Genomic DNA, 22787 nt, shown 5'->3' on the forward strand with positions numbered 1-22787 from the left:
AGCGGCGCCCTTACAAGGCGTAGGTCGGGAGTTCGAGCCTCTCAGCACCCACCATCGTTCGCAGTGCCGCTCTCGGCAGGTCGTGCAGTCCGACCCAATCTGGAGCGGTAGTTCAGTCGGTTAGAATACCGGCCTGTCACGCCGGGGGTCGCGGGTTCGAGTCCCGTCCGCTCCGCCAGAATTTGCACAAAGGCCCGATTCGTTCGGGCCTTTGTCTTTTCTGCGGCCGATGCATTGGCGTGTGCCTGTGCGTCGCGCCGCGATTGTCGGAGATGTCGGCGGCACCTGATAGAATCGCCGGATTTTCCATCTTCCCTTCACCCCCGGTCCAGCATGCTTGATTTCGTACGTACGCATCGGCGCTTGATGTTTCTGGTGCTGCTGATTCTGGTGTTCCCGTCGTTCGTGTTCTTTGGCGTGCAAAGCTATTCGAGCTTCATGGACAGCTCGCACGATGCCGCCAAGGTCGACGGCAAGGTCATCTCCACCAACGAAGTCGACGCGCGCGTGCGCGAGCAGACCGAACGCCTGCGCCAGATGCTGGGCGCCCAATATGATCCGCGCCAGTTCGAGGGCCCGCAGATGCGCCGTGACGTGCTGGACGGCATCATCCAGCAGCGCGTGCTCGCCAATGAAGTCGCGCGTGCAAATCTGAACGTGTCGAACGAAAAGATCCGCGACACGATCCTGCAGATTCCCGCCGTGGCCGCGCTGCGCAAGCCCGATGGCTCGTTCGATCAGGAAGCCTACGTGCGCCTGCTGGCCGCGCAGAACATGACGCCCGAGCAGCTGGAGGGCAACCTGCGCTTTGAACTGGCCCAGCAGCAGATTCCGCAATCGATCGTGTCGACGGCGTTCGTGCCGAAGTCGCTGGTCGACCGCCTGATCCAGGCGCGCGACCAGCAGCGCGAGGTGCAGGCGCTGCTGTTCAAGCCGGCGGACTATGCTGCCAAGGTCAATGCGGACGACAAGGCCATCCAGGCCTATTACGACGCGCACCAGCAGGAGTTCTCGGTGCCGGAACAGGTCAAGGCCGAGTACGTCGTGTTCTCGGGCGAAGACATGATGAAGCAGATTCCGGTCACGCCCGAGCAGATCAAGGAGTACTACGACCAGAACGCCGCGCGTTTCAAGACGCCGGAAGAGCGCCGTGCCGCACACATCCTGATCAAGCTGCCGGACAACGCGAAGCCTGCCGACAAGGAGGCCGCCAGGAAGAAGGCCGAAGAAGTCCTGGCCGAGGTGCGCAAGAACCCGGCAAGCTTTGCCGAACTGGCCAGGAAGTACTCGGGCGATCCGGGCTCGGCGGCGCAGGGCGGGGAGCTCGGCTTTCTCGGCAAGGGCGCGACCGTGCCGGCGTTCGAGAACGCGCTGTTCGCGCTCAAGCAGCCGGGCGACATCAGCGACGTGGTGGAAAGCGATTTCGGTTTCCACATCATCAAGCTGGAAGAGGTGAAGGGCGGCGGCGTGCAGCCGCTGGAGGCGGTCAAGCCCGAGCTCGAGCGCGAGGTGCGTACGCAGTTGGCCAACAAGAAGTACTCCGAGTTGGCTGATGCATTCTCCAACACGGTTGAAGACCAGTCCGACAGCCTGAAGCCGGTGGCCGACAAGCTCAAGCTGCAGATCCAGACGGCCGACAACGTGACGCGCACGTCCAACCCGGCGCTGGCCAACAGCCCGGTCGCCAACGACAAGGTGCTCAAGGCCCTGTTTGCCGACGACGTGATCAAGAACCATCGCAACACGCCGGCCATCCAGGTGGGGCCGACCACGCTGGTGGCGGCCCGCGTGGTGGAATACCGCCCGGCGACGGTGAAGAAGCTGGCCGACGTGCGCGAACAGGTCAAGGCCAAGGTGATTGCTGAACAGTCCGCAGCGCTGGCCAAGAAGGCGGGCGAAGAAAAGCTGGCTGCCGTGAAGCAGAGCAACAGTGCCGAAGGCTTCGGCGCGGTGCAGACGGTGTCGCGCCAGCAGGCGCAGGGCACGCTTCCCGCGGCGCTCACCGCCATCCTGCGCGCCGACGCAAGCAAGCTGCCCACGACCATCGGTGTCGACCTGGGTGCCCAGGGCTATGCGCTGTACCGCATCAACAAGGTGCTGCCGCCGGCCAACGCAGATCAGGCGCGCCGTGCTGCCGATGCGCAGCAACTGGGGCAGGTGGCAGGCCAGGCCGAGTTCAACGCTTACTACGAAGCGTTGAAAGCACGCTCGAAGGTGAAGATCAACAATAGCGTGATCGACGCCGCCAAGCCCGCCAACACGGCAGACGACGGGTCCTGAAAGCACGCTGCTGCGCCTAGCAGAAAAGCCCCCGTCGCAGGGGGCTTTTTCTTTTATGACGCGGCGGGTCCGGGCGCGCAAATCAATGGCCGCGTCCTCGCTTGAGCAGCGGCTCGAGCTTGGGCCACACGTTGTCGAGCATCACCGGCTGTGCCGCGGCAACCGGATGGATGCGGTCTTCCTGGAACCAGTCCTGGCGCTGCACAACACCGTCGAGCAGGAACGGGACGAGCGGCACATGGTATTGCTGGGCCAGCTTGCCGAACGTGGCGAAGAATCGCTCGCTGTAATCGGGCCCGTAGTTCGGCGGGATGCGCATGCCAACCAGCAGCACCTTGGCGCCAGCCGCCTGCGACGCCTCGATCATGGCCTTCAGATTGGTCTCGCTGGAGGCGAGCGACAGGCCGCGCAACGCATCGTTGGCGCCCAGCTCGAGGATGACGATGGCAGGCCTTTCGCGCGCCAGCACGGCGGGCAGCCGGGAGCGGCCGCCCGCCGTGGTGTCGCCGCTGATGCTGGCATTGGCGACGCTATAATCGAGCTTCCGTTCTTTGATGCGCTTGTCGAGCAACGCAACCCAGCCGGTGCCCTGAGCCAGGCCGTATCCAGCCGACAGGCTGTCGCCCAGCACCACGATTCGGCGCGATGTTGTCGCCTCCTGTGCTGCTGCAGGCTGCCCGACCGGCAGCACGCCAAACGCCATGCAGCCGAGCGCCGCTACCAACGCCTTCACGCTGCGCCTCTTACTTCCCACTCGTTCCATCATGTCGTCTTCCGCTACCTGGGTGATTGAAGTCGATTCGCTGCACAAGACCGTGCGCGATGCCACCGGTGAGTTGCCTATTCTGAGCGATGTTGCTTTCCGGGTGGAAGCCGGCGAGACGCTGGCCATCGTCGGTGCCTCGGGCTCGGGCAAGTCGACGCTGCTCGGTCTGCTGGCGGGACTGGATCTGCCGACCTCTGGCAGCGTCAAGCTGCTCGGCCACGAGCTCTTCAGCCTCGATGAAGACGGCCGGGCGGCCGTGCGCGGCAGCCATGTGGGATTCGTATTCCAGTCGTTCCAGCTGCTGCCGCACCTGACGGCGCTCGAAAACGTGATGCTGCCGCTGGAGCTGCAGGGCAGTGCAAGCGGCCCCGAGATGCGTCGGCGCGCCGCCGTCCTGCTGGAGCGCGTGGGCCTCGGGGCGCGGCTGTCGCATTATCCGAAGACGCTGTCCGGCGGCGAGCAGCAACGCGTGGCGTTGGCCCGCGCGTTCGTGACCGAGCCCGACATCCTGTTTGCCGACGAGCCGACGGGCAGCCTCGACACGGCCACCGGCGAGGCCGTCATCGCGCTGATGTTCGAACTGAACCGCAGCGCCGGTTCCACGCTCGTGCTGGTGACGCACGACCGCTCCGTGGCCGCGCGCTGCAGCCGCATTCTGACCATCGAGGCGGGGCACCTGATCGGCGACGAAACCGTCACCGAGCTCTGACCAATCAGAGCGCGGCCTTGGCGCGGCGGATCAGCGCGGCCGTGGACGCGTCATGCGCCACCGAAGCGGGCGCGCCTTCCAGTTCGGCCTGGATCGGCTTGGCGAGTTTCTTGCCGAGCTCTACGCCCCATTGGTCGAACGAGTTGATGTTCCATACCGCGCCTTGCACGAAGGTGCGGTGTTCTGCGCAGGCGATGAGCGCGCCCAGTGAGGCGGCATCGAGCCGCTCCATCAGGATGGTCGTGCTTGGGCGATTGCCCTCGAACACCATGTGCGGTACCAGGGCCTCGTCCGTGACGCCGCCCGCACGGACTTCATCGGCGGTCCGTCCGCGCAGCAGCGCCTCGCCCTGGGCGAAGCAGTTGGCGAGCAGCTTGGCGTGATGGCCGGGCAGGCTGCGCACCGGCTCCAGCGTGGTGATGAAATCGACCGGCACAATCTGCGAGCCCTGGTGGATCAGCTGGAAATACGCATGCTGGCCGTTGGTGCCGGCCGTGCCCCAGACGATGGGGCCGGTGTCTGTGTCGATCGTGGCGCCATTGCGCTGCACCGACTTGCCGTTGCTCTCCATCTCCAGTTGCTGCATGAAGTCGGTCAGCAATTCCAGCGGCGCACAGTAGGGCACCGTGCAGGCGCTTGCTGCATTGAAGAAGCCGCGATACCACACCGACAGCATCCCGAGAATGAGCGGCAGGTTCTCGCGCGGGGCGGCGGTGGCAAAGTGACGGTCCATCGCACGAGCGCCGTCGAGCATCGCCTCGAACTGCTGCGGCCCGATCGCCAGCACGATCGACAGCCCCACCGCCGACCACAGCGAGAAACGCCCGCCGACCCAATCCCAGAACGTAAACATGTTCTCCGGATCGATGCCGAACTGGACGACCGCCTCCCGGTTGGTGGAAACGGCCACGAAATGCTGCTTCAGCTTGTCTTCGGCCACGCCGTGCTCGACGAACCAGCGGCGCATGCTGTGCGCGTTGGCCATCGTCTCGAGCGTGGTGAACGTCTTGGAGCAGACGATGGCGAGCGTGGTGTCCGGGTTCAGGTGGTCCAGCGTTTCGGCCAGGTCCGTGCCGTCAACATTGGAGACGAAATGCACGCGCACCTGGGGCACAGCCAGATGCGCCAGCGCGCGGCACACCATGCGCGGGCCGAGGTCCGATCCGCCGATGCCGATGTTGACGATGTCGGTGATGCGCTGGCCGGAGTGGCCGGTCCACGCGCCGCTGTGCACGCGGTCTGCAAAGTCGCGCATCTGGGCGCGCACACGCAGGACCTCAGGCATGACGGCTTCACCGTCGGCGCGGTAGTCGTCTTCGGCGTGGCCGCGCAGCGCGACGTGCAGCACCGAGCGATGCTCCGTGTTGTTGATGCGCTCGCCGCGCAGCATGGCGTCGCGCAACGCGAGCACGCCGGCTTCGTCCGCGAGTTGCAGCAGAAGGGCGAGCGTGTCTTGCGTGATGCGGTTCTTCGAATAGTCGACCGTGAGGCCCGCGGCTTGCAGTGTGAAGGCGTGCACGCGCTGCTCGGCGTCCGGCGCGGCAAACCAGTCGCGCAGATGCGCCGCGCGGATCGATTCTGCATGTTGCGTCAGGGATTGCCAGGCGGGGAGGGCGATGGGCATACGGCGTGATATCGGCGTAAGGGAGAACGAAGGGGAATGCGCAGTATAGCGGCGCGATGGGACCGGTTCTATCGGCGAGCGTCCGACGCCAGCAGCGCATTCAGCGCCCGGCGCGCGGGGGCGCAGAGTTCGCTCGCGTGCAGGCCGATGGGTCCGACGCCGGCTTGGACGAGGTCATCCGCTGCGCGGCCATGCAGCCACACGGCGGCGAGTGCAGCCTCGCGCGCGCCCATGCCCTGGGCCAGCAGCGCGCCGATCATGCCGGTCAGCACGTCGCCCGTGCCGCCGGTCGCCAGGCCGCCGTTGCCGGTCGGGTTGACGGCGGGCGGCATGCCGGGCGCCGCAATGATCGAGCCCGAACCCTTGAGCACCACGACGGCGCCCGTCCGGTTGACGAGCGCCTTGGCTGTTGCGAGACGATCTTGCTGGACGGTGCGCGCATCGCTGTGCAGCAGCCGTGCCGCCTCCAGCGGATGCGGCGTCAGGACCATCGGCACGCCACTTTCAGCAAGCTGCGTGAGCCGGGCCAGCAGAGCCGGCGCCTTGGCAAAAAGGTTCAGCGCATCGGCGTCGAATACGGCAGGCGTGCGGGTCGACAGCATGCGATCCAGCAGATGGGCCAGGGCCGCCTCCGACTCCTTGCCGGTGCCCATGCCCGGGCCGATGGCAAGCGCCTGCATGTCGGCCGGGTCGACCGTGCCCCATGTGTGCAGCATCAGTTCCGGCTGCGCGGGATCAACGCGGGGCGCATCGGCGGCAAGCGACACCACGTGCACTTTCCCGGCACCCAGGTACAACGCACCGCGCGCCGACAGCAGCGGCGCGCCCACCATGCCCTGCGCGCCGCCCACGACCGCCACGCTACCGTATGTGCCCTTGTGGCCATTGTGGCGCCGGCGCGGCACATGCGTGAGCCAGCGCGCCGGCGCGTTGATGCATGCATCGGCTTCGATCACGCCGTCGTGGGCCGGTTGTGCGGCCTGCAGGTCCGCCAAGGCGATATCGCCGGAGGCGTCGCGGCCGCTGCCGGTGAGCAGCCCCGGTTTGGGCGCCAGAAACGTGATCGTGCCGCGCGCTGCAATGACGGGAGAATCCGGCGCGGGCGGCTGCCCCGTGTCGCCATTGAGCCCGGACGGGATGTCGAGCGCGTAGACGGGCAGGCCGCTGGCATTGATGGTTTCGACCAGCGCGGCATGCAGCCCCGTCAGCGGCCGCGCCAACCCGACACCGAAGAGCCCATCGACGATGGCGGCTGCCGTCGCGGGCACCGAGGCGGGCGTGTGGAGCGTTTCGATCGGCACATTCGCTGCGCAGGCTTCGGTCCAGGCGCGGCGGGCGTCGTCGGGCAGCCGGGCCGGGTCCGCAGCCAGCCACACGGTCACGGCGCGGCCGCCCAGATGCAGCACGGTGGCGGCCACGAGCGCATCCCCGCCGTTGTTGCCTGGGCCGGCAACGAACAGCAGGTGGCCGTGCGGGGCACGCGTCTGCAGCCAGTCGGCGGCGGCTTCACCGGCCCGCGCCATCAGTGTGAAAGGCTCCAATGTGCGGTAGGCGGCAGCCTCCAGCGCGCGGATGCCGGCGGTGCCGAAGAGCAGGTCGGCGCCATGGTGCGCGGCCAGCGCGCCGTCGATGAGGATTTCCCGCCAAGTGCGGTGTTCAGGCATGAGAACTACGGATCCACCAGGACAGACATGACGATCTATTCTCTTACAATAGCCCGCGTTTTCCTTCCTTTCCCAGCTCCGTTGCAATGTCCAAGCCGCCGACCACCCCGAAAGCCGATGTCCCGCAAGCCGCCAGCCAGGGTGGAAAAGGTGGTCCGATCGTGTCTTCGTCGCACCTCGTATCGCTGCGCAGTCCGGAGCTGTCGGAGTTCGAATTTGCGCTGAACACGGCCTACAACGCCTACAACCGCTGGTGCGTGCGCTGCATGGCGGCGGCCGGGGTGCGCGACCTGACCTTCCTGGACGTGCTGGTGGTGCACCACGTCAACCACCGGGGCCGCGCCAAGCGGCTGGCCGACATCTGCTTCGTGCTGAATGTGGAAGACACCCACCTCGTCACGTATTCGCTCAAGAAACTGCAGGGCATGGGGCTGGTGGAGGGCACGCGCAACGGAAAGGAAGTCACATACACCACCACCGAGTCCGGCGAGACGGCCTGCTCCCGCTACCGCGAGATCCGCGAGCAGTGCCTGACCAGCAATATCTCGCCCGGCGGCGAAGAAAATGCCGAGATTGGCGAACTCGCGCGCCTGCTGCGCGTGCTGACCGGGCTCTACGAACAGGCAGCGCGCTCCGCAACGTCGCTGTGAAACGCGCGTTCCAGCCGCGGCAACGGCTGTTCATGGGCGATTTCAGGGTGATTTGACGGTCGGTAACAACGCTTGGGCAAGGTACAATAGCGGTTTTCCCGCGCACGCCGGGAAACCTCCTCTTCCTGCTACTGCCTGCCTTGCCCACCATGGCGCATTTCTCGTGCTTCCCCGGCGCTCTCGCGCTGTCCGCCTTCCGCCAGCAACGCCTGCTTTCCACCCTTAAGCGCATCGATCCGGACATCGATGCCGTCAGTGCCCAATACCTGCATTTCGTCGCCGCCGACACGCCGTTGTCGGCCGATGAGGCTGCCCGTGTGCAAGCGCTGCTGACCTACGGTTCGCCCGCCCCGGCCGATGTCGAGGGTGACCGCTTCGTGGTCATCCCGCGCTTCGGCACGATCTCGCCGTGGGCCAGCAAGGCGACGGAAATCGCCCGCCACTGCGCGCTGCCGCAGATCCACCGGATCGAGCGGGGCGTCGAATTCACCGTGACGTGCAGGAAGGGGCTGATCCGCAGCCTGACCGGTACTGCCAGGCACCTGGACGACGCCACCCGCGCCGCCGTCGCCGCGCACCTGCACGATCGCATGACCGAAACCGTGGTCGACACGCGCGAGGCCGGCTACGGCCTGTTCGACGTGCTGCCGGCCAAGCCGCTGCGCTTTGTGGACATCGCCGGCGGTCGCCAGGCGCTGGAAGCCGCCAACGTCGAGATGGGCCTGGCCCTCTCCGACGACGAAATCGACTACCTCGTCGATGCTTACCGCAAGCTCGAACGCAACCCGACCGACGTCGAGCTGATGATGTTCGCGCAGGCCAACAGCGAGCACTGCCGCCACAAGATCTTCAACGCCGACTGGACGATCGACGGCGAGCAGCAGGACAAGTCGCTCTTCGCGATGATCCGCAACACGCACCAGCTTGCGCCGCAGGGCACGATCGTCGCGTATTCGGACAACGCCGCCATCATGGAAGGCGGCATGGCCGAGCGCTGGTTCCCGCGCGCAGGCACGGAAGGCGAGACGGGTGTGCCGCAGTACGGCCGCCGCGAAGCCCTCACGCACACGCTGATGAAGGTGGAGACGCACAACCACCCGACAGCCATCTCGCCGTTCCCCGGTGCGTCGACCGGCGCGGGCGGTGAGATCCGCGACGAAGGCGCGACCGGCCGTGGCGCCAAGCCCAAGGCCGGGCTGACGGGCTTCACCGTGTCGAACCTGCTGCTGCCCGACGCCGTGCAGCCGTGGGAAAACGCCCGCGATGCGGCCCAGCCCATGGCGCACCGCAATCCCGATGAAGCGGCACCGGGCCCCGTCGGCAAGCCCGAGCGGATCGCCTCGCCGCTGCAGATCATGATCGAAGGCCCGATCGGCGGCGCTGCGTTCAACAACGAATTCGGCCGGCCCAACCTCGGCGGCTATTTCCGCGTCTATGAGCAGAACGTGGGCGGCACCGTGCGCGGTTATCACAAGCCGATCATGATCGCCGGCGGCATTGGCAACATCGATGCCGGGCACACGCACAAGCATGGCCTGCCTGCCGGCACGCTGCTGGTGCAGCTGGGCGGCCCCGGCATGCGCATCGGCATGGGCGGCGGCGCGGCCAGCTCGATGGCCACCGGCACCAATACCGCCGACCTGGACTTCGACTCCGTCCAGCGCGGCAACCCCGAAATGCAGCGTCGCGCGCAGGAAGTCATCAACGCGTGCTGGGCGCTGGGCGAAGACAACCCGATCCTGTCGATCCACGACGTCGGTGCGGGCGGCATCTCGAACGCCTTCCCGGAACTGGTGGACGGCGCAGACAAGGGCGCACGGTTCGACCTGCGCCAGGTGCATCTGGAAGAATCGGGGCTCTCCCCGGCCGAAATCTGGTGCAACGAATCGCAGGAGCGCTACACGCTGGCCATCGCCCCGGGCGATTTCCCGCGCTTCCAGGCGATGTGCGAGCGCGAGCGCGCGCCATTCTCGGTGGTCGGCTTTGCGACCGACGAACAGCAGCTGCAAGTGGTCGACAGCAGCGCCCCGGCCGACAGCCCCGAGCACTTCCCGGTCAACATGCCGATGGACGTGTTGCTCGGCAAGCCGCCGCGCATGCACCGCGACGTTCGCCGCGTCGCGCAGGAGCTACCAGAAGTCGATGTCACCGGCCTGGACCTGGAAGTCGTCGCACGCGACGTGCTGCGCCATCCGACGGTGGCCAGCAAGTCGTTCCTCATCACCATTGGCGACCGCACCGTCGGTGGCCTGAACACGCGTGACCAGATGGTCGGCCCGTGGCAGGTGCCGGTGGCCGACGTGGCCGTCACGACGCTCGACTACAAGGGTTATGCCGGCGAGGCGATGACGATGGGCGAGCGCACGCCGCTGGCCGTCATCAACGCACCGGCATCGGGCCGCATGGCGATCGGCGAGGCCATCACGAACATCGCGGCCGCACCGATCGATTCGCTCACGCAGCTGAAGCTGTCCGCCAACTGGATGGCCGCCTGCGGCGTGAACGGCGAAGACGCCCGCCTGTACGACACCGTGAAGGCCGTCGGCATGGAGCTGTGCCCGGCGCTCGGCATCAGCATTCCGGTGGGCAAGGATTCGCTGTCGATGCGCACCAAGTGGGAAGACGACGGCGTTGCCAAGGAAGTCGTCGCGCCGGTCTCGCTCATCGTCTCGGCGTTCGCGCCGGTGACGGACGTGCGCAAGACGCTCACGCCGCAGCTCAAGCAGGTCGAATCGGCCAACGCGCCGGCAGACAGCACGCTGATCCTGATCGACCTGGGCCGCGGCAAGAACCGCTTGGGCGGCAGCATCCTGGCCCAGGTCACGCAGCAGATCGGCAACAGCGTGCCCGACGTGGACGACGCCGAAGACCTCAAGCGTTTCTTCGCCGCCATCCAGCAACTGAACGCCAGCGGTTCGCTGCTGGCGTACCACGACCGCTCCGACGGCGGCCTGTGGGCAACCGTCTGCGAAATGGCCTTCGCCGGCCACTGCGGTGTGTCGATCAACGTCGACATGCTGACGCTCGACGGCGCGCATGAATCCGACTACGGCGACGCCAAGAACTGGGCGCAGCAGATCTCCGGCCGCCGCGCCGACCTGACGCTGCGCGCGCTGTTTGCCGAAGAACTCGGTGCCGTCATTCAGGTGCCGCTGGCGCAGCGCGATGCCGTCTTCGCGGTGCTGCGCGAGCACGGCCTGGCCGCCTGCAGCCACGTCATCGGCGCACCGAACGCCAACGACCACATCGAGATCTGGCGCGACGCCAGGAAGGTGTTCAGCGCCTCCCGCATCGAACTGCAACGCACCTGGACGGATGTCTCGTGGCGCATCGCCAGCCTGCGCGACAACCCGGAGTGCACGCAGAGCGAATACGACCGCATCCTCGACGCCGAAGACCCGGGCATCTCGCCCAAGCTCACGTTCGACATTGCCGAAGACGTGGCCGCGCCGTTCATCGCCACGGGCGCCCGCCCGCGCATGGCGATCCTGCGCGAGCAGGGCGTGAACTCGCAGATCGAAATGGCCTATGCGATGGACAAGGCCGGCTTCGACACCTACGACGTCCACATGAGCGACCTGCTGGCAGGCCGCACGAACCTCGCCAGCTTCAAGGGCTTCGTCGCCTGCGGCGGTTTCAGCTACGGCGATGTGCTCGGCGCGGGCGAAGGCTGGGCGAAGACGATCCTCTTCAACAGCATGCTCGCCGAGCAGTTCGCGGCTTTCTTCAACCGCACCGATTCGATCGCGCTCGGCGTGTGCAACGGTTGCCAGATGATGGCGAACCTCGCCCCGATCATCCCGGGCGCCGGCGCATGGCCCAAGTTCACGCGCAACCAGTCGGAGCAATACGAAGGCCGCCTGGTGACCGTGCAGGTGGAGGCATCCCCGTCGATCTTCTACGCGGGCATGGAAGGCAGCCGCATCCCCATCGTCGTCGCGCACGGCGAAGGCTATGCCGACTTCTCGCAGCAGGGCGACATCGGCAAGGTGGCCGTCGGCCTGCGCTACGTCGACAACCGCGGCGAAGTCACGCAGACGTATCCGCTGAACCCGAACGGCTCGCCGCAGGGCATTGCGTCGGTGACGACGCACGACGGCCGCTTCACCGTGCTGATGCCGCATCCGGAACGCGTGTTCCGGGCCGTGCAGATGAGCTGGCATCCGAAGGAATGGGAGACCGCCGGCGACGGCAGCAGCCCGTGGATGCGGATGTTCCGCAACGCGCGGAAGTGGATGGGCTGACCTGTTCTGCCGCAGCAATGCAAAACGCGCCGGGGCCACTCGGCGCGTTTTTTTTGGCCCGTCGCCACGGGTACGCATCCACGCGGCCGGCCTGAGATGGCCGCGGCAATATTCCTTAGGCAAGTGTTATATTGCGCCCGCATGCGCCACGCTCTATCAGCCGAAGAATGCATCCACCCGGCGGCGCACCGGAAAGCGACAACACAAGAACGGGTCAACCGCGCCACGGTCATGCCTCTCCAAGATCAGCGCCGGGCCCATGGGTCTATGCAACGAGGGGATCGACATGAACCGGGTCTATCGGCTGGTCTGGAGCCGCACCTTGCGTGCGCCGCAGGTGGTGTCCGAATGCACAAAGGCGTCGCACGGGGGCGTTGACGCCGGTACCCACACAGCGCATGCGCGTCGGCGCGCTTCGCTCATTTCTATCGGTGTGTCGGTCGGCCTGGCGGGCACGGCGCTCCCAGGCTGGGCCGCCACGTGCTCGCCGACCACGATCGCCAATTGCAGCGCCGCGGGCGGCAACGGCATCCCGGATCGCAGCGGCAACGGCGGCAGCGGCAATGGCGGAGGCGGCGGTTCTTCGACGCTGGGCGGAGGCACTGCCACTGTCCAAGTCCCCGGCGGGCCAACCTCAGGCGGCACGGGTGGCACCGGTGCCACGAACGACAGCGGGCAGGGCGGCGTTGGAGGCTCGCCGGCCGTCGTACTCGCTGGCGATGCCGTGGTCAACGCAAACGCGCAGGGCGGCGCGGGCCAAGCGTACGACGGATTCAACTTTGCAGCCGGTGGGGGTGGCGGCGGTGCGGGCGTGTATTCCACGGGCACCAGCGTCACTGTCAGCAATGGCGCAACTGTGCAGGGCGGCGCGGGCGGAAACGGGGGGGCCGGCACATCGGGGGCCGCTTCCAACGGTGGAGGCGGCGGCGGTGGCGGCGCAGGCCTCGTGATGGTGACGCCGGTCGGCGAAGTGAACAACCAAGGCACGCTGGTTGGTGGCAATGGCGGCAACGGAGGCGGCGGCGGAAACCCGGGTGGCGGTGGAGGCGGCGGCGATGGGTTGCTGACCCTGGGGTCCGGCTCGCAGGTGACCAACATCGGGACGATCGTCGGCGGTGTTGGCGGCGCTGCCGGTGGCGCGGGCAGCACGGCCGGTGCCAGTGGCGCGGGCGTCAACCTGGCCGCCGCGTTCAACGTGCTGACCAACGTCGGCACGATTACCGGCGGCGCGGGCAACGGCGGTGCCGCGGGCGCGGGTGTCATTGCCAACGGCGCCGTCATCGTCAATGGCGGCACGATCAGCGGCGGATTGTCCAGCGACGGCGTGACCCGTGCCGCGGCCATCCAGTTCAACGGGACGAACAACACGCTGCAACTGGTGACGGGTTCCAACATCATCGGCAACCTCGAGGTGGCCGCGGGGGCGGCAGCCAAGATCACGGCCGGCACTGCAGGCCTCTCGCTCTCCAACAACGTCACGCTGGGCGACGCCACGTCGCGCGTCACGCTCGATTCGACCACGACGAACCTCGTGGTGTCAGGCGTCATATCGGGCGCGGGCGGCGTGGGCGTCACCGGCAGTCGAACGATCACGCTGACGGGCGACAACACCTACACCGGCGCGACCACCATCACCACGGGCACGCTGCAGATCGGCAACGGCGGCACCACTGGTTCGGTGGCCGGCAACATCGTCAACAACGGCACACTGGCTTTCAATCGCAGCGACGCAGTGACGTACGCCGGCACCATCAGCGGCGCCGGCAATCTGGTGCAGGCCGGAGCCGGCACGTTGACCCTCTCGGGCACGGCGGGCTATGCCGGCAGCACGACCATCAATGCGGGCACGCTCGCGTTGTCCGGTGCCGGCAGCATCGCGGCTTCGAGCGGCGTGGTGAACAACGGCACGTTTGATATTTCGGGGACGACCTCGGGCGCGACCATCAACGCATTGACCGGCTCCGGCATCGTCGCCCTCGGTGGCCGGACGCTCACGCTTGCGAACGCAGCCGGCACGTTCAGCGGCACGATCGGGGGGACGGGCGGCCTCACGGTCAGCGGTGGCGCGCAAACGCTGTCGAGTGCCAACGGCTTTACCGGCGCAACGACGATCAGTGGCGGCACGCTCGCGCTGTCCGGCGCCGGCAGCATCGCGGCCTCCAGCGGCGTGGTGAACAACGGCACGTTCAATATTTCGGGGACGACCTCCGGCGCCACGATCAACGCACTGACAGGCTCAGGCACCGTCGCCCTGGGCAGCCGGACGCTGACGCTGGCCAACGCATCGGGCACCTTCAGCGGTGCCATCGGCGGCACGGGGGGCCTCACGCTGAATGGCGGCACGCAAACTCTGTCCGGCGTGAACACCTATGGCGGTGCAACGACGATCAACGCCGGCACGCTGGCGTTGACGGGTGCCGGCCGCCTGGCGTCGGGCACGACGGTCGCGCTCACGGGCGCAACGTCGGCACTCGATCTGTCCGCAGGAGCCAGCCAGACGGTCGCCCATCTGTCTGGCGTCGCTGGCAGCCGCGTGGTGCTGAATGGCAGCGCGCTGACGCTGGCCGACGACTCGTCCCAAGCCTTCGGCGGCAGCCTGAGCGGCAACGGATCATTGATCAAGCAGGGCACGGGCACGCTCACGTTGAACGGTGTCAGCAGCAGCTTCTCTGGGTCGACCACGGTGGCAGGCGGCACGCTGGCCGTCGGCGATGCGGCAAACGCCAGTGCCGTGCTTGGCGGCAATGTCCTGGTGAACGCGCTGGGCACGCTGCGCGGCCACGGCACGGTTTCGGGCGATGTGAGCAGCAGCGGGGTGGTGGCGCCGGGCGGCTCCATCGGCACGCTGTCCGTTGGGGGCAATTACACGCAAGCGTCGGGCGGGACGCTCGCCATCGAGGTGAGCCCGACGGACGCCTCGCAACTGCGCGTGGGCGGTGCCGCGGCGCTCGGCGGGTCGCTTGCCATCGTGTTCGATCCGGGCACCTACACCGCGCGCCGCTACACCGTGCTGAGCGCGGCCAACGGCGTGACGGGCCGCTTCGCCAACGTCAGCACCGCCACGGCCGGCGCCAGCCTCGGCACGCTGCAGACCTCGGTGGACTACGGAACGAATGCGGTCGATCTGCTGCTCGCGGAAGCAACGGCGCCCGGTGCACCCGGCGGCGGGACCGTCGTCGCCCCGACAAAAACCTCCATCTACACGGCGCTTGGCACGACGGCGCTGCTGCAGGCGCAAGGCGCCAACGCCGCGCTGCTCGGCCGGCTGTCCGGGCCGCAAGACGCGCTGGGCGGCGCCACCAACGTCTGGGCTACGGCCAGCGGATCCAGCACGAAGGTGGGCGGCACAGGCAATGCGCCGGGCTTCCTCACGCACGCCTACGGGTTCCTGGCGGGAGCGGAGGGCCGCATGGGCGCGGCCACCGTCGGCGCGGCGGGCGGCTACACGCACACCACGCTCGGCGAGGACACGACCGGCGCATCGGGCGCCATCGACACGTTGCGCGTGGCACTTTACGGCGCGCAGCCGATGGGCGCCATCAACCTGTCGGCCACGGTCGGCTATGGGCTCGATTTCTTCTCGCAGAAGCGGCCGTTCGGCAGCGTGGGCACCGCCGAGGGCGACCATCTCGCGCACGAATTCACGGCTGCCACGCAAGCCAGCTTGCCCCTGGAGATCGGCGGCCTCCGCCTCGCGCCGCACCTGGGCCTGCGCTACGCCTACGTGCGCGGCAGCGGCTTCGGAGAGGACGGCGCCCACGGCCAGAACCTCCAGGTCGGCCCGGACAGCGCGCGCAGCCTCCAGCCGTATGTGGGCGTCACGCTCGACAAGGCCTTCGGAGACGTGCGCCCCGTCAACGTGCAACTTCGCTTGGGCTATGCGCATGAGCTGATGAACGCCGGCCGTGTCGTCCAGGTGCAGAGCCAGGACGGCACCGTGTTCGCGGCCCCGGGCACCGATCTGCCGCGTTCGTTCCTGACGACGGGTGCGAGCGTCACGCTCCAGGCAGCCAAGGCGACCACGGTGTCCTTGGGTGTGGATACCACCATCAATACGAGCCACGTGTCTGCGCAGTCTGCGTACGTGCGGGTCAACCATCGGTTTTAACGGAAGCCGCGTGCTGAAAGAAAAAACGCGCCGACGTGATCTCGGCGCGTTTTTTTACCAGCACCAGCGGAGCGTCTAGCGGCCAAACTTCTCGACAACGCCGCGCCACAACGCATCACGCTCGGCGCCCAGGTGCGCGCCGCTTGCATCGCCCGACGCGTCCTGGCCCACCGCAAGATGGACCATGGTGAGCCCGGATTGCGGGTCCACGTAGATCGCCTGCCCATGGACGCCGAGCAGCACGAATCGCCGTGCTTGTCCCGGCAAAAGCCAGACCTGATAGCCGTAGCCGTAATAGCGGCTGCCGTGATACGTCATCTGCCCGGGGCGAAACGCATCGGGCTGGCGCGCTGCGTCGGTCATGTCGAGCAGGAAGTCGCGCGGCACGACTTGCCGGCCTTGCACCACGCCATCGTTGGCCAGCATCGACCCGAGGCGCGCGTAGTCCCGCGCCGTTGCATTGAAGCCGCCCTGGGCAAACGCCGATCCGTCGGATTGGCGCAGGAGGTAGGTCGCCTTGCCTTCGGCCCCCATCGGTTTCCATAGCTTGTCGTCAACGAAGTCGCACAGGCTGCGGTGCGTCGCCGCTTGCAGCACGAGCGCCAACACTTCGGTTTGCGCGCCCGCGTAGTTGAAACGCGTGCCCGGCGCATCGGCGCGCTCGTTGACCTGGGCCGCGGCCGCGAGCACGCCTTGCTTTGCTGCCGTCTTGAGAAAACGTGCACGGTCGTCGGTGGGGGTGTAGTCCTCGACGTACTTCGCGCCGGAGGCCATGCGCAGCAGATCGACGATGCGCGTTTCACCGTACAGCGTGCCTGCAAGGTCCGGCACGTACTGGTCAACACGGTCGTCCAGCAAGTGCAGGCTTCCATCCTCCAGCGCCTTGCCGATGGCCAGTGCAACCAGCGTCTTGGCCATCGAGTTGGACAGCATGCGCATGTCTCGCGTGCGGTCGTAGCCGTAATGCTCGGCCAGGATGACGCCGTCCTGAACGATCAGCACAGCGGTCGCGCGCTGATGCTCCATGTAGTCGGCCAGCGTGTAGTCATGGTTGCGGAAGCGATACCGGACATCCGCCTCCTTGTCTGCCATCTTGAGCTGCACCGGTTGGTCGGCCGGCGCCAGTCCGCAAGACGGCGAGATGCGGTCCATGCCGCTGAAGGCCCCCACGATGTACTGGGCCTCGTGGATGCGTGCGGCGCTTGGCGCGAGCGGATAGCCTTGCGCCTTGCCGAGTCGATCTTCATCGGGCGAAGCGACGGCGACGCTGCAGGCGAGCAGCGCGCACATCGCGCAGTGTTGGAGAGCGTTCATTGGCTGGGTCGGGGGAGAGATTGCGGGCGGCGGCAAGCCGTGAGACTACACCGGCCGCAAGGCGGAGCGCCTACGCATTCGTGCCCAGCGGTTCCAGATACGGCTCCAGCAACTCGCTCATCCAGTTCATGAAGACCTGCACCCGAACCGGCAGGTTTCGTCGGTTGGGATACACCAGCGAAACCGGCATCGGCGGCGGCCGAAAGTCGGGCATGACGTCAAGGAGCGTACCGTCCGCAATCGCCGACGACAGCCCCGCGTACACGGGTGCCTGGATCATCCCCAGCCCCGCGCGGCACGCTGCGTCGTAGCTCTCGGCCGAGCTGACGGTCACCGCGCCTTTCATCGGCCGAAACGCCGAGCGGCCGTCCACCGTGTATTCCCACCCCGGCGACTTCGTCCCCAGCGTCTGCACGTAATGGACGATGCGATGGTGGTCGAGGTCGTCGAGCGTTTTCGGCATGCCATAGCGCGCGATGTAGGCCGGGCTGGCGCAGTTCACCTGATGCAACTGGCCGAGCGGGCGGGCGATCAGGCTGCTGTCGGCCAGGTTACCGATGCGCAGGACGCAGTCGAAGCCTTCGCGCACGGGGTCTACGCGGCGGTCGGTGCTGGACAGCTCGATCTCGAGGTCGGGATGCATCTCCAGAAACGCGGGCAGGGCCGGGATGACGATGCGGCGCGCCACGCCCACCGGCATGTCGACGCGCAGCCGGCCGCGCAGCGCCTGCGGGCTCTGGCGGAACATGGTCTGCAGTTCGTCCATGTCGGCCAGCAGATCCTGGCAGCGCTCGTAGAACGTCTGGCCGTCCTGCGTGAGCTGCACCTTGCGGGTGGTCCGGTGCAGCAGGCGCGTGCCGAGCATCGTCTCCAGCTGCTGCACCGCCACCGAGGCGGCCGGCTTGGGAATGCTCAAGGCTTCTGCCGCGCGCGTGAAGCTGGCAAGTTCAGCCACGCGCACAAAAATCTGCATGGCTTCGAGTCGGTTGGTGGACATGGCGGGTGAGTTGATTGTTATCTGTGAACAAACACACCGATAGGATAAGCGAGATTTATTCTTTGTTTGTCGCCCAATACCATGCTCTCACGGTGTTCGACACCCATCCCAAACCCAACCGGAGAGCAAACATGACGCAGACCCACACCCCCATCGCGATCGTCACCGGCGGCAGCCGCGGCCTTGGCAAGAACATGGTGCAGAAGCTGGCCCAGCGCGGCACCGACGTGATCTTCACCTACCGCACCAACCGCGCGGAAGCCGATGCCCTCGTCGCTGAACTGACTTTCCAGGGCCGCCGCGCCGCCGCCTTGCAGCTGGACGCCGGCAAGATCGCCACGTTCCCGGCCTTTGCCGAGGCCGTGCGCGGTGTGCTGGCGCAGTGGAAGGCCGAGCGCTTCGATTACCTCCTCAACAACGCCGGCGTGGGCGTGCATGCCACGGTGGCCGAAACCACCGAAGTGCAGTTCGACGAACTGATGAACGTGCATTTCAAGGGCGTGTTCTTCCTCACGCAGATCCTGCTGCCGCTCATGGCGGACGGCGGGCGCATCGTGAATATCTCGTCGGGGCTGGCGCGCTTTGCGCTGCCGGGCTACGGCGCGTATGCGGCAATGAAGGGCGCGGTGGAGGTGCTGACGCGCTATCTGGCGAAGGAACTCGGCCCGCGCGGCATTGCCGTGAACGTGGTGGCGCCGGGCGCCATCGAGACGGACTTTGGCGGCGGTGCGGTGCGCGACAACGCGAGCCTCAATGCGATGGTGGCGTCCAATACGGCACTGGGGCGCGCTGGCCTGCCGGACGATATTGGCGGCGTGGTGGCCTCGCTGCTGTCGCCGGATAACCGGTGGATCAATGCGCAGCGGATTGAGGCGTCGGGCGGGATGTTCCTGTAAGCAGCGGCAGATCGCGACACTCGGCGTTCTGCCGTGCCGCTGTCGAGTTCTGAGCTCGGGGCGCCGAGGAAATAGCTCTGCGTGTTGCGTTCGGAATTTGGAACTGGTGGCTTGATGGGTTGGCGCGGCGGCGCTGCGCTTGTTTCGCCCCCGGCAGGGGATGAAACAAGGGATGCACCACAAGAAACAACCCAAAAACCAAGAACCCTTACGCCACCGCCTTAGCCGCAGCCCGCCCCCGCAGCCACTCAAACGTCAACAGCAGACACGTCGAAAACACAATCAGAATCGTCGCCAGCGCCGCAATCGTCGGCGAGATGTTTTCGCGAATCCCGGTAAACATCTGGCGCGGCAGCGTCACCTGATCGGCCCCCGCCAGGAAGAGCGTCACCACCACTTCGTCAAACGATGTGGCAAACGCAAACAGCGCGCCGGAAATCACGCCCGGTGCGATGACGGGCAGGGTAATGCGGAAGAACGTCATGACCGGGTTGGCGCCCAGCGACAGGCTCGCCCGCACGAGGTTGTGATTGAAGCCCTGCAGCGTCGCCAGCACCGTCGTCACCACAAACGGCACGCCCAGCGCCGCATGCGCGAGGATCAGCCCGATATACGTGTTGGCCAGGCCCAGCGGGGCAAAGAACAGGTACATGCCGACGCCTACGACGACCACTGGCACGATCATCGGCGACACCAGCACCGCCATCAGCAGGCCCTTGCCACGGAAGTCCGCCTTGTTCAGCCCGATGGCGGCCAGGGTGCCGAGCACCGTTGCGACGATCGTGGCGGCGGGCGCGACGATGAAGCTGTTCTTGGCCGCCATGCGCCATTCATCCGACGTGACGAGGTTCTGATACCAGCGCAGCGAATAGCTCGGAATCGGATACGACAGGAACGTGCTCGACGAGAACGAGAGCGGCACGATCACCAGCACCGGCAGCACGAGGTACAGCAGGGTCAGCACGGCCAGGCCGCGCAGCGCGAAGTACCACAGGCGCTCGACGAGCGAGGTGTGCGGGGCGAACATCGGTTTGGCGAGTTTCATGTTCGATGGGCTCCGTTCAACCAACGCGGACCTTGGGCCGCGTGAAGCGTCCATACACGGCGTACAGCACCAGCGTGGCCAGCAACAGCAGCGCACCCAGCGCGCATGCCATGCCCCAGTTGATCGTGACGTTGGTGAAGTACGCCACGTAGTAGCTGACCATCTGGTCGTTCGGCCCGCCCAGCAGCGCGGGGGTGATGTAGTAGCCGAGTGCCAGGATGAACACCAGCAGCGCACCGGCGCCGATGCCCGGATACGTCTGCGGCACATACACGCGCCAGAAGGCGGCAAACGGATGGCTGCCCAGCGACACGGCCGCGCGCTGGTACGTCGGCGGGATCGACTTCATCACGCTGTACAGCGGCAGGATCATGAACGGCAGCAGGATGTGCGTCATCGAGATGTACACGCCCACGCGGTTGAACAGCAGCGCCAGCGGCTCCTTGATGATGCCGAGGTCGATCAGGCCGTGGTTGATCAGGCCTTCGGTCTGCAGCAGCACGATCCACGCCGCCACGCGCACGAGGATGGACGTCCAGAACGGGATCAGCACCATCACCATGACGAGGTTGGCGCGGCGCTCCGGCAGCGAGGCGATCCAGTACGACAGCGGATAGCCGAGCAGCAGGGCGAACAGCGTCACCATCGCGCTGATGACGAAGGTGCGCACGAACACCGTCACGTAGATCTGCTCGTCGGGGTCGGTGGCTTCGATGTGGCCGAAGGCGTCTTGCCGGTGGTCCAGCGCGGCCAGCAGGTAGAACGGCGACGTGCGGCTGCTGTTCTTGGCAATGGCCTGCCAATACGCGACATCGCCCCAGCGCTCGTCGACTTCAAGCAGCTTGGCGCGGGTCTGGCTGGGCGTGAGCGTCGATGCCTTGCCCTGGTCATCGGCCAGCGGCATGGCGCGCGCGGTCTTGGCCACCAGCGAGCGGAAGCCTGAAATTTCTGTGTTGAGGCGGCGGGCCAGTGCGCCCATCGCTTCGCCTTCGCTCACGGTCGTGAGGTCGGCGGCGAGCGCGGCGTAGGCGGCGTCGGTCGGCGGGCTCTTGCGGTCCCAGCCCTTCAGGGCGACGACGGTTCTGGGCAGCGCGTCGGCCACCTCGGGGTTCTGCACGGCGCGTGTGAGCAGGGCGCCGATCGGCACGACAAAGATCAGCAGCAGGAAGATCGCGAGCGGCGCCACCAGCGCCAGCGCCATGGCACGCCTGCGCGCCTCAGCGCTCTTCAATTCGCGTTTGAGTTTGGCCGTCGATTCCGGAACCGATTCAGCCGCGATCGTCATGGTGTTCAATGCTGCCTCGCCATCGCTACGGGAATTCGTCCGGCGGATGCCTCGCCAAACCTGCAGGGCATCCGCGCGGTCACTGCGTTACACCGCGATGCGGTTACTTCGACGCCCACGAGGCGAAGCGCTGTTCCAGCTCGTCGCCGTGGTCGGTCCAGAACTGCAGGTTCTGCAGCACCGCGTTCTTGCTGTTCTCGGGCGAGTTCGGCATGTTGGCCTGTGTCTTGGCATCGAGCGCCTTGATGGCGGCCACGTTGGCCGGGCCGTATGCGATGTGCTTGGCGTATTCCTGCTGCGGCTTCTGCGACAGCGTGTACGCGATGTACTGCTCGGCCAAGGCCTTGTTGGGCGAGCCCTTCGGGATGGCCCAGTAGTCGAGGTCGTAGATGCTGCCGTTCCACACCACCTTGAGGTTCTTGCCTTCGCGTTGCGCGGCATCGATGCGGCCGTTGAAGGCGGTGGACATCACCACGTCACCCGCCACCAGGAACTGCGGCGGCTGTGCGCCGGCTTCCCACCACTGGATGTACGGCTTGAGCTGATCGAGCTTCTTGAACGCGCGGTTCTGGCCATCCTTGGTGGCCAGCACCTTGTAGACCTCCTTGACCGGCACGCCGTCGGCCATCAGCGCGAATTCCAGGTTGTAGCGCGCGCCCTTGCGCATGCCACGCTTGCCCGGGAAGGTCTTCACGTCCCAGAAATCGGCCCAGCCCTTGGGGGCGGTCTTGAGCTTGTCGGCGTTGTAGGCCAGCGCGGTGGACCACACGAAGAAGCCCACGCCGCAGGTTTGCGGTGCTTCCGGGATCAGGTCGGTCTTCTTGGCGATCTTGCTCCAGTCGAGCTTCTCGAACAGGCCTTCGTCACAGCCGCGGCCGATGTCGCCGGATTCGACTTCCACTACGTCCCAGTTGACGTGCTTGGCTTCGACCATGGCCTTGATCTTGGCCTGCTCGCCGTTGTACTCGACCACGGTGACCTTGTTGCCGGTCTGCGTCTCGAACGGCTTGTTGAAGGCGGCCTTCTGCGCATCGCCGTTGGCACCCCCAAAGTTGACGACGGTGAGTTCCGCCGCATGGGCGCCCGACTGCGCACCGAATGCAATGGCGAACGCGCCGGCAAGTACGCTCAGACGCGTCTTCGTGATGTGTTTCATGTTGGCTCCTCTTTTGGCTTTAGCGTGTGGATACGGCTTTGTGGTCGTG

The 22787-nt window shown here is 66.7% G+C and carries 14 protein-coding genes and 1 tRNA gene; 7 read left to right on the forward strand and 8 right to left on the reverse strand.

Features of this window, described 5'->3' with window-relative positions:
- Positions 1–101 precede the first annotated feature (101 nt).
- A tRNA-Asp gene (locus tag A6M56_RS07280) sits at positions 102–178 on the forward strand.
- 155 nt (positions 179–333) lie between these two features.
- Entirely contained in the window at positions 334–2280 is a 1947-nt protein-coding gene (locus A6M56_RS07285) for a SurA N-terminal domain-containing protein (protein WP_102079831.1), read from the forward strand.
- Positions 2281–2362: 82 nt separating this feature from the next.
- On the opposite strand, the gene A6M56_RS07290 is transcribed toward A6M56_RS07285, so the two are convergent.
- Positions 2363–2983, reverse strand: a complete 621-nt coding sequence (locus tag A6M56_RS07290; protein WP_045786895.1) for an arylesterase — start codon at positions 2981–2983, stop codon at positions 2363–2365.
- Between the two features lie 61 nt (positions 2984–3044).
- Here A6M56_RS07290 and A6M56_RS07295 point away from each other — a divergent pair, with 61 nt between their 5' ends.
- A complete protein-coding gene (locus A6M56_RS07295) occupies positions 3045–3755 on the forward strand; it encodes an ABC transporter ATP-binding protein (protein ID WP_102079830.1) in 711 nt (236 codons plus the stop codon).
- Positions 3756–3759: 4 nt separating this feature from the next.
- Here A6M56_RS07295 and pgi read toward each other — a convergent pair whose 3' ends face one another.
- Both pgi and A6M56_RS07305 read right to left on the reverse strand, forming a co-directional pair.
- The gene (gene pgi, locus A6M56_RS07300; protein WP_062738523.1) at positions 3760–5379 is read right to left on the reverse strand and encodes a glucose-6-phosphate isomerase; all 1620 of its coding nucleotides are present in this window, start codon (positions 5377–5379) and stop codon (positions 3760–3762) included.
- Positions 5380–5447: 68 nt separating this feature from the next.
- Entirely contained in the window at positions 5448–7043 is a 1596-nt protein-coding gene (locus A6M56_RS07305; RefSeq protein WP_102079829.1) for an NAD(P)H-hydrate dehydratase, read from the reverse strand.
- Positions 7044–7129: 86 nt separating this feature from the next.
- Between A6M56_RS07305 and A6M56_RS07310 the strand changes: the two genes are divergently transcribed.
- The 3 genes from A6M56_RS07310 to A6M56_RS07320 all read left to right on the forward strand — a co-directional run bounded on the left by A6M56_RS07310 (position 7130) and on the right by A6M56_RS07320 (position 16045).
- The gene (locus tag A6M56_RS07310; protein ID WP_102079828.1) at positions 7130–7693 is read left to right on the forward strand and encodes a winged helix DNA-binding protein; all 564 of its coding nucleotides are present in this window, start codon (positions 7130–7132) and stop codon (positions 7691–7693) included.
- Positions 7694–7842: 149 nt separating this feature from the next.
- On the forward strand, positions 7843–11937 hold the full coding sequence (purL, locus tag A6M56_RS07315; RefSeq protein ID WP_102079827.1) for a phosphoribosylformylglycinamidine synthase: 4095 nt from the start codon (positions 7843–7845) through the stop codon (positions 11935–11937).
- A 286-nt stretch (positions 11938–12223) separates the two neighbouring features.
- Positions 12224–16045, forward strand: a complete 3822-nt coding sequence (locus A6M56_RS07320; protein WP_102079826.1) for an autotransporter domain-containing protein — start codon at positions 12224–12226, stop codon at positions 16043–16045.
- A gap of 75 nt (positions 16046–16120) precedes the next feature.
- On the opposite strand, the gene A6M56_RS07325 is transcribed toward A6M56_RS07320, so the two are convergent.
- Both A6M56_RS07325 and A6M56_RS07330 read right to left on the reverse strand, forming a co-directional pair.
- Positions 16121–17359, reverse strand: coding sequence for a serine hydrolase domain-containing protein (locus tag A6M56_RS07325; RefSeq protein WP_257984040.1), 1239 nt, complete (start codon positions 17357–17359; stop codon positions 16121–16123).
- Positions 17360–17429: 70 nt separating this feature from the next.
- Positions 17430–18356, reverse strand: coding sequence for a LysR family transcriptional regulator (locus tag A6M56_RS07330; RefSeq protein ID WP_102079824.1), 927 nt, complete (start codon positions 18354–18356; stop codon positions 17430–17432).
- 131 nt (positions 18357–18487) lie between these two features.
- On the opposite strand from A6M56_RS07330, the gene A6M56_RS07335 reads away from it, so the two are divergent.
- Positions 18488–19252 carry an SDR family NAD(P)-dependent oxidoreductase gene (locus A6M56_RS07335; protein WP_102079823.1) on the forward strand — a complete coding sequence of 255 codons (765 nt, stop codon included), beginning with the start codon at positions 18488–18490 and terminating at the stop codon, positions 19250–19252.
- Positions 19253–19460: 208 nt separating this feature from the next.
- On the opposite strand, the gene A6M56_RS07340 is transcribed toward A6M56_RS07335, so the two are convergent.
- The 3 genes from A6M56_RS07340 to A6M56_RS07350 all read right to left on the reverse strand — a co-directional run bounded on the left by A6M56_RS07340 (position 19461) and on the right by A6M56_RS07350 (position 22738).
- On the reverse strand, positions 19461–20297 hold the full coding sequence (locus tag A6M56_RS07340) for an ABC transporter permease (protein ID WP_102079822.1): 837 nt from the start codon (positions 20295–20297) through the stop codon (positions 19461–19463).
- 16 nt (positions 20298–20313) lie between these two features.
- Positions 20314–21582 (reverse strand): ABC transporter permease, encoded by a 1269-nt coding sequence (locus tag A6M56_RS07345; RefSeq protein ID WP_102080261.1) that lies wholly within the window; start codon positions 21580–21582, stop codon positions 20314–20316.
- Positions 21583–21685: 103 nt separating this feature from the next.
- On the reverse strand, positions 21686–22738 hold the full coding sequence (locus A6M56_RS07350; RefSeq protein WP_045786886.1) for an ABC transporter substrate-binding protein: 1053 nt from the start codon (positions 22736–22738) through the stop codon (positions 21686–21688).
- Positions 22739–22787 lie beyond the last annotated feature (49 nt).

The sequence above is a fragment of the Ralstonia sp. RL genome (assembly GCF_001683835.1).
Classification (GTDB): domain Bacteria; phylum Pseudomonadota; class Gammaproteobacteria; order Burkholderiales; family Burkholderiaceae; genus Ralstonia; species Ralstonia mannitolilytica.

Excerpts from the sequence above, each read along its gene's own strand:
- A6M56_RS07335 (WP_102079823.1), top strand. The coding sequence starts at position 18,488 with ATGACGCAGACCCACACCCCCATCGCGATCGTCACCGGCGGCAGCCGC.
- A6M56_RS07325 (WP_257984040.1), bottom strand. The coding sequence starts at position 17,359 with ATGAACGCTCTCCAACACTGCGCGATGTGCGCGCTGCTCGCCTGCAGC.
- A6M56_RS07330 (WP_102079824.1), bottom strand. The coding sequence starts at position 18,356 with ATGTCCACCAACCGACTCGAAGCCATGCAGATTTTTGTGCGCGTGGCT.
- A6M56_RS07345 (WP_102080261.1), bottom strand. The coding sequence starts at position 21,582 with ATGACGATCGCGGCTGAATCGGTTCCGGAATCGACGGCCAAACTCAAA.
- A6M56_RS07320 (WP_102079826.1), top strand. The coding sequence starts at position 12,224 with ATGAACCGGGTCTATCGGCTGGTCTGGAGCCGCACCTTGCGTGCGCCG.
- A6M56_RS07310 (WP_102079828.1), top strand. The coding sequence starts at position 7,130 with ATGTCCAAGCCGCCGACCACCCCGAAAGCCGATGTCCCGCAAGCCGCC.
- A6M56_RS07285 (WP_102079831.1), top strand. The coding sequence starts at position 334 with ATGCTTGATTTCGTACGTACGCATCGGCGCTTGATGTTTCTGGTGCTG.
- purL (WP_102079827.1), top strand. The coding sequence starts at position 7,843 with ATGGCGCATTTCTCGTGCTTCCCCGGCGCTCTCGCGCTGTCCGCCTTC.
- A6M56_RS07295 (WP_102079830.1), top strand. The coding sequence starts at position 3,045 with ATGTCGTCTTCCGCTACCTGGGTGATTGAAGTCGATTCGCTGCACAAG.
- A6M56_RS07350 (WP_045786886.1), bottom strand. The coding sequence starts at position 22,738 with ATGAAACACATCACGAAGACGCGTCTGAGCGTACTTGCCGGCGCGTTC.
- pgi (WP_062738523.1), bottom strand. The coding sequence starts at position 5,379 with ATGCCCATCGCCCTCCCCGCCTGGCAATCCCTGACGCAACATGCAGAA.
- A6M56_RS07305 (WP_102079829.1), bottom strand. The coding sequence starts at position 7,043 with ATGCCTGAACACCGCACTTGGCGGGAAATCCTCATCGACGGCGCGCTG.
- A6M56_RS07290 (WP_045786895.1), bottom strand. The coding sequence starts at position 2,983 with ATGGCGTTTGGCGTGCTGCCGGTCGGGCAGCCTGCAGCAGCACAGGAG.
- A6M56_RS07340 (WP_102079822.1), bottom strand. The coding sequence starts at position 20,297 with ATGAAACTCGCCAAACCGATGTTCGCCCCGCACACCTCGCTCGTCGAG.